The sequence below is a fragment of the Enterococcus sp. DIV0682 genome, assembly GCF_051712685.1.
GTDB classification, from domain to species: domain Bacteria; phylum Bacillota; class Bacilli; order Lactobacillales; family Enterococcaceae; genus Enterococcus; species Enterococcus faecalis.
In genome coordinates this window covers 180,630-195,361 of the sequence record NZ_JBIOPK010000001.1, presented here as the reverse complement: position 1 = coordinate 195,361, position 14,732 = coordinate 180,630, and the positions used below count along the sequence as shown (strand labels likewise).

Genomic DNA, 14,732 nt, shown 5'->3' with positions numbered 1-14,732 from the left:
GCCTCACTCTCCTAAATGTTTTTCTTGGAAACGTTTAGAGGCGTCCATAATTCCCTGGAAAGTCTCAGATAATGTTTCTTCATACTCGGCATTTTCAACATGATTCAGAATAGTTTCTAATACTTGTTGTTCTCTTTCAGAATCAAAAACCGCATGACCTGCTTTCTTTTTCACTGCAGCAATCTCTGCGACGACGTCCATCCGCTGTTCTAATAAACGGACCAGTTCCTTATCGATTTGGTTAATCTTTGCTCGTTGTTGTTCTAAAGAAGTTGTTGGAGCGTCATCTTCAGTCAATTCTTTAATTATCCGTGCTGGATTACCTGCGATCACACAGTTTTCTGGGAACGATTTGGTCACAACAGCACCTGCTGCCACCACTACATTATCGCCTAATGTTACGCCAGGAAGGACAATCGCTCCACCGCCAATCCAAACATTGTTGCCAATGATAATTCGTTTCCCTGATTCCATTCCGCTATTACGCTTGGCCGCTTGTAATGGATGCTCGGCTGTATAAAGTTGCACATTGGGGCCAAACATACAGTTATCGCCAATTTCAATTGGACAAACATCTAAAAAAACGTTATTAAAATTGGCATAGAAATTTTTTCCCACAGAAATGTTGTAGCCGTAATCAAATTGAATCATCGGTTCGATGTACGTCCCGACACCCACTTTTCCAAATGTTTCTTCTATTAATTGACGACGAATATAAGTGTCTGGTTGTTGGTTAATTAACGCCATTTGTTCACGGGCTTTTTTGCGATCAGCCACTAATTCAGGATCTGAGGCAAAATATAGTGCACCTGCGATCATTTTTTCTTTTTCTGATTTAAATTCTTTCATTCCGTTACTCCTTTATCGTTAATTCTGCAAATATCGTTTCGGCTTTCGCTTCTAAAAAATAATAAGGTTGTTGTAAAAATAGCGGCGTTTGATTAATGGCTAAAATAGTTGCTGTTGGTTGTTTATAATGAATCAAATCGCAAAATGGATGCACTTGAAAACTCGTGCCGACAATCACGATTAAGTCGGCAGAAGCAACGGCCTGAATGGCTTTTTCGATTGCCTCTTCGGATAATCCTTCTTCATACAAAGTAATAGCTGGACGGATTTGTCCATGACAGTCTGCGTGCCGATCACTAAGTAAATAGTCTTGCCAAGGAACCGTTGTACCACAAGTTTGGCAATAACATTCATATAAATTACCGTGAAAGTCCACCACTTCTTGGCTACCTGCTTTTCGATGAAGCCCATCAATATTTTGTGAAACAATTTTTCCCCGTTTCATTTGCTCTAATTGTGCCATTTTCTGGTGAATGATATTAGGTTGTGCGTCTGGATGATAGAGCGTTTTAACGAATTGATAAAACTTTTCTGGCTCTGTTTTTAAGCAAGTCCGGCTCAATAAGTATTCCGGTTGCTGGATTCCTTGATAGACACCTTTTAAGGAACGATAATCTGGCACACCTGAGGCTGTCGAGATACCCGCACCTGTTAAAAATGTGATTTTTTGTTGGGTTGCCAACCAATGAATTGCCTCGGCTTGCGTGATATCTTGCATATCGATTCAGCTCCTAATCTTCTATATTATAACGTATTTTAACATTAGCACCAAAAGTTTTTCCACTTTTTGAAAACTTCTTACCTATATATTGATTTATCTTGAAAGAGTTTGTGACAAATTTCTCAACTCGTGGTAAAATATGCATGAGTAAAAGTGAGGTGAAACAACAATGGTCGCATTTATTATTTATTGGGCTGCAATTATTGCCTGCATCGCTTGGGGCGTTTTAAGCATTTGGTTCTCTGTTTTTTATCTTTCTCGTAAAGAAAACGGAAATCTTTGGGCTTTTGCGTTCTTCAACGTTATCGCTATTATCGCCTTAGCAATTGTTTTATTAGTTTACAAAACTTGGGATTTCGGTATCTTAACTTACTCAAGTCTAATTTATACAATTTTAGCTTCTTTAGGTGTATTGACTGTTCTTCAAGCTATTTTAGGTCGTGAACCAAAAGCTGTCAAAGCTTAAGTAAAAAGCAACTGTTCCTTTAGGAATGGTTGCTTTTTTCGTATTAGTTTCTATTTCGTAGGGAAAATGTTACGCTAATTTCATGGTGTTTGTGTCCTCTTGATAAATTCCTTTGCTGGAACATATTGACTTTCTTCTGGATTTATCCTAAAATTAATAACTGAATTTAATAACTGAATAGTGCCTCAAAAAAGAGGTAGAGGTCGCGGTTTTTATTACGCTTGTGGAGTGAGAGGACACTGGGAAGCAAGTTTAGGATCAATCGCCGAAATGCATAACGGAGCCTCTTCTGTTGTGTGTTGGGACGTAAGTTAAGAGCTTGCGGACTGTCTTAGTAGTGATGCTAAGTTGTGCTATGTTTCGTTGAGGAATTTTTTTCGACATTACCTAGCAACCTTACATCTGTTTGGTTGTTTTTTTGTATTCAAAAATAGGTTGTGACAGAAGTATTCTCCTTTAAAAAGACAGAATCGCTTTTGCTCAGCTGATTATCAAAGCTTGTTGATTGAAAAAAGACAAAACGATCAATCAGACAAGAAATTTAAAGGAGAGAAAAAGATGAACAAAAAAGTTTTTTCATTCAGTCTACTACTTGTCACGCTATTTTCGTTACTTGGCATGACAACCAACGCTTCGGCGGAGGAAAATGGTGAATTTCGTGTCGGCATGGAAGCTGGCTACGCCCCTTTTAACTGGTCACAGAAAAATGACGCACATGGCGCAGTGCCTATTCAAGGCAACTCTTATGCAGGCGGCTATGATGTTCAAATTTCTAAAAAAATTGCCGATGGTTTAGGTCGTAAATTAGTAATCGTCCAAACCAAATGGGATGGCTTGGCGCCCGCCTTACAATCTGGAAAAATTGATGCCATTATCGCCGGAATGAGCCCAACCGCTGAACGAAAAAAAGAAATTGCTTTTACAAATCCTTATTATGAATCACAATTTGTCGTAATTGTTAAAAAAGATGGCAAATACGCTAATGCAAAAAGCTTGAAAGATTTAGCTGATGCTAAAATTACAGCTCAACTAAATACATTCCACTACGGATTAATTGATCAAATTCCAAATGTCAATAAACAGCAAGCAATGGATAACTTTTCAGCTATGCGAACAGCACTTGCTTCTGGCATGATTGATGGGTATGTTAGTGAACGCCCTGAAGGCATAACAGCAACTAGTGTCAATAAAGAATTAAAAATGTTAGAATTTCCAAAAGAAAATGGCTTTGATGCTAGCGCTGAAGACTCACAAGTAGCAGTCGGCATGCGTAAAGGCGATCCTGACATTGAAAAAGTAAACAAAATTTTAGCAGGTATTTCTCAAGATGAACGGACAAAAATTATGGACCAAGCAATCAAGGATCAACCTGCAGCAACAGATAGTGATGAACAAAAAACAGGACTTATTAACGATTTCAAAAATATTTGGAATCAATATGGCGACATGTTTTTACGTGGTGCTGGTTTAACGCTATTTATCGCGTTAATTGGGACAGTTGTCGGAACAACCCTTGGTTTACTAATTGGTGTCTTCCGTACAATTCCAGATTCTGAAAACCCAGTCGCTCGTTTCTTCCAAAAATTAGGAAATTTAATTCTTTCTATTTATATTGAAGTTTTCCGTGGTACACCAATGATGGTTCAAGCAATGGTTATTTTCTATGGTTTAGCTCTAGCTTTTGGCATCTCTTTAGACCGAACAGTGGCCGCATTATTTATCGTTTCTGTGAATACTGGTGCCTATATGTCTGAAATTGTTCGCGGAGGTATTTTCGCAGTAGATAAAGGACAATTCGAGGCAGCACAAGCGATCGGGATGACCCATGGACAAACAATGCGTAAAGTCGTTATTCCCCAAGTATTACGTAATATTTTACCTGCAACAGGGAATGAATTTGTCATTAATATCAAAGATACGGCCGTGTTAAGTGTTATCGGTGTTGCAGATTTATTCTTCCAAGGGAATGCTGCTTCTGGCGCAAACTTCCAGTTCTTCCAAACCTTTACAATTGTCGGCATCATGTACTTGGTAATGACTTTTGTGATCACACGAATCTTACGTGTTGTGGAACGTAAAATGGATGGCCCTTCTGCTTACGTTAAAGTAGAAGAATTAACTGAAGAAGGAAAAGAAAGCTAGGAGGCAAACAGATGAGTGCAATTATTGAAATTGAACATTTACGAAAAAGCTTTGGCGAAAACGAAGTATTAAAAGATATCAATATGAACGTCAACAAAGGAGAAGTTGTCACCATTATCGGTTCTTCTGGTTCTGGTAAATCAACGTTACTACGTTGTATTAATTTGTTAGAAAAACCAACAGATGGCAAAATCATCTATAATGGTAAAAATGTTTTAGAACGTGGTTATAGTTTGCCCAAATATCGGACCCATTTAGGCATGGTTTTCCAATCATTCAATTTATTTAATAACATGAATGTCTTAGAAAACTGTACTTCTGGTCAGATGACTGTCCTAAAAAGAAACAAAGAAGAAGCCAAAAAAATTGCCTTAGAAAATTTAGAAAAAGTTGGCATGGCTCGTTTTATTGATGCCAAACCTGCTCAATTATCTGGTGGACAAAAGCAACGGGTAGCCATTGCTCGAGCATTATCAATGGATCCAGATGTTTTACTTTTCGATGAACCAACTTCTGCATTGGATCCTGAAATGGTTGGCGAAGTGCTAAAAACGATGAAAAATCTTGCCCATACAGGGCTAACAATGGTGATTGTAACACATGAAATGGAATTTGCGCGGGACGTATCCGATCGTGTTATTTTCATGGATAAAGGTGTCATTGCCGAAGAAGGGACCGCTGAAGATATTTTTGTCCATCCAAAAGAAGCTCGGACAAAAGAGTTCTTACATCGGATTTTAACGAAAAACTAGTAAAAAAGAGGCAGTCATTCTGGTTAGAGTGACTGCCTCTTTTGTTATTTTTTGTATTGACGAATCATTGGCGGTTCATAGGAATCAATAAATGCACCAATTTCTTCTAAGGAATCTGAAATGAAAATTTTAGCTCGATCCGCTTCTGTTAAGAAACTAGTTTCTACCATTTTATCAAAAAAGGCAGCTAATAAGTCATAGTAACCATTCACATTGTATAAAATACACGGATTCATATGTTCACCGACTCGGCCCCAAGAGATCACCTCGCTAATTTCTTCGAGTGTGCCGGGACCACCGGGTAAAGCTAAATACACATCTGCCAATTCAATCATTTTTTTCTTACGCGCATGCATATCACTGACTGTATGCATCTTTGTAATGCCATTATGTGCAATCTCCCGCTCCATTAAAAAAGTGGGCATGACACCAATTACCTCTCCACCTTCTGCTAAAAGCGTGTCAGCCACCGTACCCATTAGACCAACATTGCCACCGCCATAAACTAGATCATAGTGATTTTCTTTCATCCAAGCGGCTAACGCTACTGCAGCTTGCTGATAGATTGGCTCATTTCCCAGACTGGCGCCACAATATACTGCCATTTTTTTCACAAACATACCCTCCATTTAGATAGATTCTTTTTTACCATCTATCCTCTGGTAGCTATGGTAGCATATTTTGATTTTCTCGAAAAGGTGCAGCCATTTTTCTTTTCGTTTTAAAAGTATTTGAATTTTCAGACAATAAATGCTATAGTCTTTTTATATTTTAAAATTTCAGAAAAAGGAGCCCTATTATCTTGTCTACCTCACTCACTATTCGCTTAGTTGCCGAAGCAGATTGGCCCGCATTACATGCCTTGGATCAAATCATTTGGACAAAAAAGAATACCCCTGCCGAGATACAACCACTCTCGCTTGCGGCATATCAGGAAAAAATGAAAGATGAAACGATTTTTGTTGCCATCAGCGGACAACAACTTGCTGGATTTATTGAAGTCCATCCGCCCACTTCGTTAGCAGCTCATCAAAAGCAATGGCTACTAAGTATTGGCGTTTCGCCAGATTTCCAAGGTCAAGGGATTGGTGGTTCTTTGTTGTCGTATGTCAAAGAGATGGCTCAGATAAGCGGGATTCATAAGCTGAGTTTGCGAGTAATGGCTACCAATCAAGAAGCCATTCGATTCTATGAAAAACATGGTTTTGTGCAGGAAGCACATTTTAAAGAAGAATTTTATATAAATGGACACTATTGTGATGATTATCAGTATGCTTATTTCATAGAAAAATAAGAAAACCAATGTTTTCTATAAAAACTGGTTGCTCTCTGTTTCTTCTTCTGTTATTTTAAATAATAAGACAATATTAAGGAGTGTGAATCTATGCAAAAAAAGTTAGTTTGGCGTGATTATCTATACGTTGGTTCAATGTTATTCGGTTTGTTTTTCGGTGCTGGAAATTTAATTTTCCCTGTACATATGGGACAAGAAGCGGGGGCTTCCGTCTTTTTAGCAAACTTGGGCTTCTTAGCCACTGGAATTGGCTTACCTTTTCTTGGTGTCATTGCTATGGGTGTTTCTAAAAGTTCAGGTGTTTTTGACTTAGCTTCTCGGATTAATCGTCGTTATGCTCTTATTTTTACCTTACTATTATATTTAACGATTGGTCCTTTCTTTGCTTTACCAAGGTTAGCAACTACTTCTTTTGAGATTGGTCTTGCACCATTTGTTCCTAAAGACTTGCAATGGCTGGTTCTTGCTGGTTTTTCCGCATTATTTTTCTTAGCTGTTTGGCTCTTCTCTAGAAAGCCAAGTAAAATCTTAGATTATGTGGGTAAATTTTTAAATCCGTTATTTTTAGCATTGCTAGGAATTTTGATTGTTTTAGCCTTTGTAAAACCATTAGGTCATGTGGCCAGTGCCGCTGTTGGTGAAAATTATATTTCAAGTCCTTTCTTTAAAGGATTTACAGAAGGTTATAATACGCTGGATGCTTTAGCTTCATTAGCTTTTGGGATTGTTGTCGTTTCCACTTTACGAAATATGGGCGTCGAAAAACCAGGAGATATCGCTAAAGGAATGATTAAATCAGGTGCTTTCAGTGTTGTATTGATGGGGATTATCTATACCTTACTTGCTTATATGGGAACAATGAGTATCGGGGCTTTTCCAATCAGTGAAAACGGCGGGATTGCCTTAGCCCAAATTGCCAATTACTATTTAGGCCTACCAGGGAGTATTTTACTGGCTTTTATCGTAGTTCTTGCTTGTTTAAAAACCGGTATCGGCTTAAGTACAGCCTTTTCTGAGACTTTTGAAGAAATGTTTCCGAAAGTTTCCTATCAAAAATTCTTGGCAATTGTTGTTATTTTACCAGCTATTTTTGCAAATGTCGGCTTAACCAACATCATTCAATTTGCCGTTCCAGTCTTGATGTTCCTTTATCCATTGGCGATTACTTTAATGCTTTTGGTAATCATCAGTCCTATTTTCAAACATCGACGGGAAGTCTATCAAGCAACGACCTATATCACATTGATTGCTGCTGTTTTAGATGCATTAAATAGTTCCCCCGCCTTTATCAAAGATACGGCGTTTGTAACAACGCTTTTAGAAAAAGCCGGCCAATACTTACCATTGTTCACTATTGGCATGGGCTGGGTCGTTCCAGCAACGGTTGCTTTTCTAATTAGTTGGGTTTGGGTCATGATTTCTAAAAAAGATCCTATTCTTGATTAATTATTACTAAAACGGCACTAGAAAAATGCGGAAGCGCATCTTTTGTAGTGTCGTTTTTATGTATATTCGTTGTACCAAACTCTTGACTATGGTAAATTGAAGTTACCAATAAGTACTGGAGGAAATTGCCCATGTTAGTTACAACAACCGAGAGAATTAGCGGTCAAGAATATGAAATTATTGGAGAAGTTTTCGGGTTAACCACACGTTCTAAAAATATGTTTAAAGATTTAGGTGCTGGACTAAAAAGCGTAGTTGGCGGTGAAATCAAAGGTTACACTGATATGCAACGAGAAGCACGCGACCAAGCAATCGAACGTTTAAAAGCAGAAGCCTCTAAATTAGGTGCAGATGCCGTTGTGATGATGCGTTTTGATTCTGGCACAATTGGCACAGACATGCAATCTGTCGTGGCTTACGGAACAGCTGTTAAATACATCTAAATTTTGCAACTAAAAAGACGTAGACCTTTTCTTGTAAGGTCTACGTCTTTTTAGTTTTCATATTTCACTTCTGCTAAATACAATCCTTCTGGATGAGCAGTCGGACCTGCTAAATTTCGATCTTTGGCTGCGATAATTGCTGGAATCGCGGTTGGTTCCAGCCGCCCATTGCCGATTTTCAATAGCGTACCAACTAAAATCCGAATCATTTTGTACAAGAAACCATCGCCCCGAAAAGTGAATGTTAATTCATCCCCCGTTTCATTGACATGAACACTGGCTTCATGAATAGTTCGGACTTTATCTTCTACTGAACTTCCTGAGGCACAGAAAGAGGTAAAATCATGGGTACCTAATAAATCAGGTAAAGCTTGTTGGATTTTTTCGAGATCAATGGGATACGGAAAATAACTGGCATAAAAACGTCGAAATGGACTTCGCGGTTTGCCAATATCCACTTTAAATTGATAGGTTTTTTCGATCACGTGATAACGTGCATGAAAGTCTTCTGAAACACGTTCCACGCTTCGCACAGCAATGTCTTCGGGTGTTTGTGTGTCTAACGCAAAGCGCATTTTTTCCAACGGACGTTCCTGCGGATAATCAAAGTGAATCACTTGGCCCATTGCATGAACACCTGCATCTGTTCGTCCTGAACCAAAAACCGTCACGGAGCGTCCGTTATTCATGCGTGCTAACGTTTTTTCTATTTCTTCTTGAACGGTACGCTCATTAGGCTGCTTTTGAAAGCCATGAAAATGAGTGCCATCATAGGCAATGATTGCTTTATAGCGGGGCATAATTTTTCTTCACCTTTTCTAAGTTCTTAATACAAATAAGCCAATGGTTAACAAGACAAAGCCAAACATTACTATTGTATCTCGTAGGTGCCAATGAAGAATGCGGTATTTCGTCCGTCCTTCACCGCCTTGATAACCTCTTGCTTCCATGGCAGTCGCTAAGTCTTCCGCACGATTAAAACTACTTACGAAAAGCGGAATCAAAAGTGGAACAATAGCTTTCATTTTTTGAAGTAAGTTTCCTTCACCAAAATCAACACCACGGGCACGTTGGGCATTCATAATCTTTTCCGTTTCATCCATTAATGTTGGGACAAAACGTAAGGCAATTGATAACATCAATGAAACTTCATGAACTGGAAATTTCACCACACGAAGTGGGCGTAACAAATATTCAATCGCATCTGATAACTCTAATGGTGCCGTCGTTAAAGTTAATAACGTTGACATGAAAATAATTAAAACAAAACGACAGAAAATAAATAGCCCATTCGTCACACCAAACTGGGTAATGGAAATAATTCCCCACTGAAAGTACACCTCTCCCCCTTGTGTAAACAAGGTTTGAAGAGCCACAGTAAACAGAATTAGCCATAATAATGGCCGAACACCGCGGATAAAGAAGCGGGCGCTGATTTTTGATAATGAAATAGCAAAAGCAGTAAAGGCTGCTATTAAAACATAACTCTGCCAATTATTTGCTAAAAAGATAATTCCAATAAAATAAAAACTAGCTAATAATTTTGCACGCGGATCTAAACGATGGATAAAAGAATCGCCTGGAATATAACGCCCAAAAATCAATTTATTCATCATTTTGCCTCACCTGCTTCCTGCATTTTTTTCAGAAGCTGATCGGCTAATTGATCGGCCGTTAATGGTAATTGCTCAAAAGAAAAGCCTTTTGCCACTAATTTTTCAGCAAATTCGGCTGCAGTTGGCACGCCTAATTGTTTTTCTTTCAGCCATTGTGTCTCTTGAAACACTTCTTGTGGTGCTCCCGCTCGGACGATTTGTCCTTTTTCTAAAACAATCACATGATCTGCGTAATTAGCCACGTCATCCATCAAATGTGTCACTAAAACGATGGTCATATTATGTTCCTTATGCAGACGACTAAACATCTCCATCATTTCTTTACGACCCTTAGGATCCAAACCAGCGGTCGGTTCGTCTAATACTAAGACTTCTGGTTCCATCGCTAGCACACCAGCAATTGCGACACGGCGCATTTGGCCACCTGATAACTCAAACGGAGAATGTTGTAAGTATTTTTCATCTAAGCCGACTAAATCAAGCATTTTCTTAGCTAATTTTTTCGCTTCTTCGTCTGAAACACCAAAATTTTTCGGTCCGAAAGCGATGTCTCGCTCCACTGTTTCTTCAAACAATTGTGCTTCTGGAAATTGAAAAACGATCCCAACTTTTTTACGAATTGGTTTTAAATTCTTATTATCTGTTTCTGGCGTAATTACACGCTCTCCAATTGTCACTTGGCCTTTAGTTGGTTTCACCAAAGCATTTAAATGTTGTAATAGCGTTGATTTGCCACTGCCAGTATGTCCGACAATCGCTGTATAAGAGCCGTCTTGAATCGTTAAATTAATATCGAATAATGCCCGTTGCTCAAAAGGAGTATTGGGTTGGTAAGTAAAATCTACTTGTTTAAAACGGATGTCCATAACCAATCCACCATCCCTTCTTCTGTTAAATAATTCGTTGGCACAGCAACGCCACGCTCTTTCAAAGCTACTTTTAATTTTTCAGGAAACGGTAAATCCAAGCCCATTTCAACAAGCGCTTCTCCTGCAGAAAAAATCTTTTCTGGTGTTCCTTCGTTTGTCAATTGTCCTTGGCGCATCACTAAAATACGATTCGCATTAGCCGCTTCATCAATATCGTGGGTAATAGAAATAACTGTTAAATTGCTTTCTTCTTTAATCTTTTGAATGGTAGCAATCACTTCTGCACGACCTTCTGGATCTAACATACTTGTCGCTTCGTCTAAAATAATAATATCTGGTCGCAAAGCAACCACACCAGCAATAGCTACTCGTTGTTTTTGGCCGCCAGATAGCCGAGCAGGTTCTCGCTTGGCAAAATCTAACATACGAACCCGTTCTAAGGCATCGTGAACACGTTCGACCATTTCATCACGCGGAATACCTTGATTTTCTAAACCAAAAGCCACATCGTCTTCGACTGTTGAACCGACAAATTGGTTATCTGGATTCTGAAAGACCATTCCTACCATACGCCGGATATCCCAGACGTTTGCTTCATTTAATTCTTTGCCGCCAACTTTGATAGTCCCAGCAGCTGGCAGTAACAGACCATTGATCGTTTTGGCTAACGTTGATTTACCAGAACCATTATGGCCAATAATAGCGACCCATTCGCCTTGTTGAATGGAAAAAGACACATCTTTTAAAGCGGGAGAAGCATCTTCTGGTTGATAATTAAATTGGATATTATTTAGTTCAATGATTGGTTGCATCGCGTACTCCCTCAATCTATTTATTCTTTCTAACACTACCAAAAAAGTAGCGTTTTTTCAATCATCTGTTCTGATTCTTCACACTATTTTTTATTATACCAAAAGAACGGTCATTATGGGAGCTCTTATCTGTCTTGACAGGTCTATTTTTCATAAAAATAACTTCTTGTTCTCATAAAACAAGAAGTTACTGATTTTCTTTTAAAAATGCGTCTTCAAATATTCAAACGCATATTGGGCATATAACTCAGCACCCATTGCCATCGCATCTTCATCAATATTGAAACGACCATGGTGATGTGCCCATTCCGTATCTTTCTCCGGATTACCACTTCCCACTAAGGCAAAACAACCAGAAGCATGTTCAGTATAATAACTGAAGTCTTCGCCACCGGTTGTCGGCTCTTCTTGTCTTAAGGCCGCTTCACCAAAATTTTCCTTAATTAGTGTTTGAGCAAACAAGGCATCTTGCTCATCATTAATCACTGGCAACGTTCCATATTGATAATCTAACGAAGCCGTCCCACCGTAAATAGCGGCTGTTTGTTCCGCATAGCGTTGCAGCGCCTGTTCTACTCGATTACGCGTTGCTACACTAAAGCAACGAACCGTTCCTTCTAAACGTGCATTCTCAGCAATCACATTAAAACGGGTCCCCACATCCATCCGTCCAATCGTGACAACTACTGGATCTAAAGGATCTGTCTCCCGAGAAACAATCGTTTGCAGATTCATCACGAAAGAAGAAGCTATAACTGCCGCATCAACACAAGCGTTTGGCATGGCACCATGGCCACCACGTCCTTTAAAATCAACAGAAAAAATATCTGCGGATGCGAAACTTGAGCCCACTCGACACGAAGCGGTTCCTACAGGCATTTGTGACCAGATATGTAAGCCAAATACATCATCAACACCGGTCATTGCGCCTTGCGCAACCATTGCTTTAGCACCTTGCGCATTTTCTTCAGATGGTTGAAAAATTAACCTTACTGTTCCCTGAAGTTCTTCCTGGATTTCTTTTAATACTTTAGCCGCTGTTACTAACATCGCGGTATGGGAATCATGCCCACATGCATGCATCTTGCCAGCTTCTAAAGATTTATAAGCTAAATCTTCATTTAATTCCTGTACAGGTAAGGCATCCATATCAGCCCGCAGCGCAACCACTCGGCCTGGTTTGCCGCCCACAATTTCAGCAATTAAACCCGTCGGTTCTGTTTTGCGATAAGTAATTCCTAATTGATCAAGAACTGCCGCGATTTTTTCTGTCGTTCGAAATTCTTCAAATTGTAATTCTGGATGTTGGTGTAAATCCCGTCGAAAAGCAATCATTTCTTGTGCATGCTGCTTGACTAGTGCTTTGATTTTTTTCATACTTACGCCCCGTTTCTACAAACTTAATAAAATACTTGAAAAAATACCCGCTAAAATAACCGAAACAATAGTGACTGTTACGAAACCTGCCACTAACATCGGTGGCATTAAATGGCTCGTTAAAGCTGCCTGTTCTTGTTCATCTTCTGTCAATGATTGAATCACTTCATTCGTAATAATATAATCGGCTGGAAAGCCATATAAAGCTGTCAACGAAACAGCGAATGCCATCTCTTTACTCACACCTAATACACGACCAACAATTGCTGAAAAGATGTACATCCCGATAACACCAATCACAATAATCCCAATCATTGGTAAAAATAAATCCATCAACATTTCAGGTGTGGCTTGTTTTAAGCCATCAAAGACAAAAAGCATTAACCCTAAAATCGCAAAACCAAAGCTATTTGCTTTCTGTAATGGTTGCTTTTCTAAAAAGCCTAAAGACGTTGCAATCACGCCAAAACATAAACACAGCACAAAAGGACTAATCGTCACAAACGGTGCCGTCCACACAGAAACATAATAAGCGAGTGTGGCAACTAAGGCTAAACGTAAAATTCGTGAATAATCTGTATGATATCGTTTGGGTACTTTTTCAAATAGTTTAGGCACATCTGGTTCTGCTCCTGTTTCTTGCCCCTCTTGTTCATGAACCGGCTGCCATGTCCCTGCTCGATATTCTTGAAGCTTCCGCTTTCCTTCTTTTTTTAGAACAATTGAAGTTAAGGGATAACCTGCAAACCCTTGAATGACATAAATTAAAATTGCCAAAACCGAAAGTGAGGCTAAACCAGCTGATTGAGCCGCTTCTGACATTACTAATGAAGAAACTAAACCTCCTACTAACGGCGGGATTGCAACTAAAACTGTTTTTAAGTCAAAAACAAAAGTCCCTACAGCTAACAACAAGGCAATAATGCCCAGAATACCTGACAAAGCAATCACAATCGTTTTCCATTGATTAACCAATTCTTTAACAGAGAGCAGAGTACCCATATTAGTAATCAACAGATACATTAATAAAGTGGCAACCACTGTAGGAATCCCTGCCACTTCCACAATATTTTGTGGAAAAATAGTCCAATAACCAAGAATAAATAAAACACCACAAACAAAAACGGATGGAATCCAAGCTTTTGTTTTGATAGAAACTACATCACCAATGTATAAAATAACCATCAGCAACGAAAAAGCAAACATTTGCGACATATAATTCCCCCTTCTACTAACTCAGATGTTTAATTATCTGAAAATTCCAATTAATAACCAGTATAACAAACCGGAAAAGCTTCTGCAATGCTTTTAAGAAACAAAAAAGCTTTGAGAAAACAGCGTTTTCCCAAAGCAAAAAAAAATCACCTTTATATGATGAGTGCTCCCCTGCTAAAGCCATCTTTAACAGGGAAAGCAGAGCTAGACTCGGAGTCGCCTCCAACATCATAACACTCTAAAAGAAACATCTATAAAGTGATCGGTTTATTAATTATTTAACAAATTCGATAACTACCATTGGTGCTGCATCGCCGCGTCTTGGTTCTGTCTTCAAGATACGAGTGTAACCACCTTGGCGTTCCGCGAAACGAGGTCCTAAATCGTTAAATAGCTTTTGTAAAGCTGATTCAACAACGATAGACTCATCTTCTTCACGAACACTAGCAACTTCATTACGAACGAAAGTAGCTGCTTGACGACGTGCATGAAGATCTCCACGTTTACCTAAAGTAATCATTTTTTCTACAGTTGAACGTACTTCTTTCGCACGAGCTTCAGTAGTTACGATGCGTTCGTTGATGATTAAATCAGTTGTAATATCACGTAGCATAGCTTTACGTTGGCTTGATGTGCGTCCTAATTTACGGTAACTCACGTTGGGTTCCCTCCTTCGTTTCTGTTCTCACGAGCCACTGCTGTTAAGCAGGACTGGAAACTTCGTAAAAGT

The 14,732-nt window shown here is 39.0% G+C and carries 17 protein-coding genes and 1 riboswitch; of the genes, 6 read left to right on the top strand and 11 right to left on the bottom strand.

Annotated features, from left to right (window positions below; genetic code table 11):
- Positions 1 to 3 precede the first annotated feature (3 nt).
- Both IGK96_RS00970 and IGK96_RS00965 read right to left on the bottom strand, forming a co-directional pair.
- A complete protein-coding gene (locus IGK96_RS00970; protein WP_061100541.1) occupies positions 4 to 849 on the bottom strand; it encodes a chorismate mutase in 846 nt (281 codons plus the stop codon).
- A 4-nt stretch (positions 850 to 853) separates the two neighbouring features.
- Positions 854 to 1,567, bottom strand: coding sequence for an NAD-dependent protein deacylase (locus IGK96_RS00965; RefSeq protein WP_002391262.1), 714 nt, complete (start codon positions 1,565 to 1,567; stop codon positions 854 to 856).
- A 172-nt stretch (positions 1,568 to 1,739) separates the two neighbouring features.
- On the opposite strand from IGK96_RS00965, the gene IGK96_RS00960 reads away from it, so the two are divergent.
- The 3 genes from IGK96_RS00960 to IGK96_RS00950 all read left to right on the top strand — a co-directional run bounded on the left by IGK96_RS00960 (position 1,740) and on the right by IGK96_RS00950 (position 4,930).
- A complete protein-coding gene (locus tag IGK96_RS00960) occupies positions 1,740 to 2,036 on the top strand; it encodes a hypothetical protein (protein ID WP_002356244.1) in 297 nt (98 codons plus the stop codon).
- A 189-nt stretch (positions 2,037 to 2,225) separates the two neighbouring features.
- A riboswitch (Lysine riboswitch) is annotated at positions 2,226 to 2,400 on the top strand.
- Between the two features lie 194 nt (positions 2,401 to 2,594).
- Entirely contained in the window at positions 2,595 to 4,178 is a 1,584-nt protein-coding gene (locus tag IGK96_RS00955) for an ABC transporter substrate-binding protein/permease (RefSeq protein WP_002381368.1), read from the top strand.
- A gap of 11 nt (positions 4,179 to 4,189) precedes the next feature.
- Positions 4,190 to 4,930 (top strand): amino acid ABC transporter ATP-binding protein, encoded by a 741-nt coding sequence (locus IGK96_RS00950; RefSeq protein WP_002356242.1) that lies wholly within the window; start codon positions 4,190 to 4,192, stop codon positions 4,928 to 4,930.
- Between the two features lie 44 nt (positions 4,931 to 4,974).
- On the opposite strand, the gene IGK96_RS00945 is transcribed toward IGK96_RS00950, so the two are convergent.
- The gene (locus tag IGK96_RS00945) at positions 4,975 to 5,559 is read right to left on the bottom strand and encodes a TIGR00730 family Rossman fold protein (protein WP_002383869.1); all 585 of its coding nucleotides are present in this window, start codon (positions 5,557 to 5,559) and stop codon (positions 4,975 to 4,977) included.
- A gap of 173 nt (positions 5,560 to 5,732) precedes the next feature.
- Between IGK96_RS00945 and IGK96_RS00940 the strand changes: the two genes are divergently transcribed.
- The 3 genes from IGK96_RS00940 to IGK96_RS00930 all read left to right on the top strand — a co-directional run bounded on the left by IGK96_RS00940 (position 5,733) and on the right by IGK96_RS00930 (position 8,113).
- Positions 5,733 to 6,224, top strand: coding sequence for a GNAT family N-acetyltransferase (locus tag IGK96_RS00940; protein WP_002376398.1), 492 nt, complete (start codon positions 5,733 to 5,735; stop codon positions 6,222 to 6,224).
- Positions 6,225 to 6,314: 90 nt separating this feature from the next.
- On the top strand, positions 6,315 to 7,670 hold the full coding sequence (gene brnQ / locus IGK96_RS00935; RefSeq protein WP_002356239.1) for a branched-chain amino acid transport system II carrier protein: 1,356 nt from the start codon (positions 6,315 to 6,317) through the stop codon (positions 7,668 to 7,670).
- Between the two features lie 131 nt (positions 7,671 to 7,801).
- The gene (locus IGK96_RS00930; protein WP_002381365.1) at positions 7,802 to 8,113 is read left to right on the top strand and encodes a heavy metal-binding domain-containing protein; all 312 of its coding nucleotides are present in this window, start codon (positions 7,802 to 7,804) and stop codon (positions 8,111 to 8,113) included.
- 50 nt (positions 8,114 to 8,163) lie between these two features.
- On the opposite strand, the gene truA is transcribed toward IGK96_RS00930, so the two are convergent.
- The 8 genes from truA to rplQ form a co-directional block, all read right to left on the bottom strand.
- A complete protein-coding gene (gene truA / locus IGK96_RS00925) occupies positions 8,164 to 8,913 on the bottom strand; it encodes a tRNA pseudouridine(38-40) synthase TruA (RefSeq protein ID WP_002370657.1) in 750 nt (249 codons plus the stop codon).
- Positions 8,914 to 8,931: 18 nt separating this feature from the next.
- Positions 8,932 to 9,729, bottom strand: a complete 798-nt coding sequence (locus IGK96_RS00920; RefSeq protein WP_002373841.1) for an energy-coupling factor transporter transmembrane component T family protein — start codon at positions 9,727 to 9,729, stop codon at positions 8,932 to 8,934.
- Positions 9,726 to 10,595 (bottom strand): energy-coupling factor ABC transporter ATP-binding protein, encoded by an 870-nt coding sequence (locus IGK96_RS00915; RefSeq protein ID WP_002381364.1) that lies wholly within the window; start codon positions 10,593 to 10,595, stop codon positions 9,726 to 9,728. The genes IGK96_RS00920 and IGK96_RS00915 overlap by 4 nt, the downstream gene beginning before the upstream one ends.
- The gene (locus IGK96_RS00910; RefSeq protein WP_010825659.1) at positions 10,571 to 11,410 is read right to left on the bottom strand and encodes an energy-coupling factor ABC transporter ATP-binding protein; all 840 of its coding nucleotides are present in this window, start codon (positions 11,408 to 11,410) and stop codon (positions 10,571 to 10,573) included. Before IGK96_RS00910 ends, IGK96_RS00915 begins: the two co-directional genes overlap by 25 nt.
- Positions 11,411 to 11,611: 201 nt before the next feature.
- Positions 11,612 to 12,787: a M20 family metallopeptidase gene (locus tag IGK96_RS00905; RefSeq protein ID WP_071646523.1), complete on the bottom strand. Its 1,176-nt coding sequence runs from the start codon at positions 12,785 to 12,787 to the stop codon at positions 11,612 to 11,614.
- A gap of 15 nt (positions 12,788 to 12,802) precedes the next feature.
- Positions 12,803 to 14,002: a DUF819 family protein gene (locus IGK96_RS00900; protein ID WP_002356229.1), complete on the bottom strand. Its 1,200-nt coding sequence runs from the start codon at positions 14,000 to 14,002 to the stop codon at positions 12,803 to 12,805.
- A gap of 16 nt (positions 14,003 to 14,018) precedes the next feature.
- On the bottom strand, positions 14,019 to 14,231 hold the full coding sequence (locus IGK96_RS00895) for a hypothetical protein (RefSeq protein WP_002411018.1): 213 nt from the start codon (positions 14,229 to 14,231) through the stop codon (positions 14,019 to 14,021).
- A 45-nt stretch (positions 14,232 to 14,276) separates the two neighbouring features.
- Complete coding sequence (gene rplQ, locus IGK96_RS00890) at positions 14,277 to 14,660, bottom strand: 50S ribosomal protein L17 (protein WP_002356228.1); 384 nt, start codon at positions 14,658 to 14,660, stop codon at positions 14,277 to 14,279.
- Between the last annotated feature and the right edge of the window lie 72 nt (positions 14,661 to 14,732).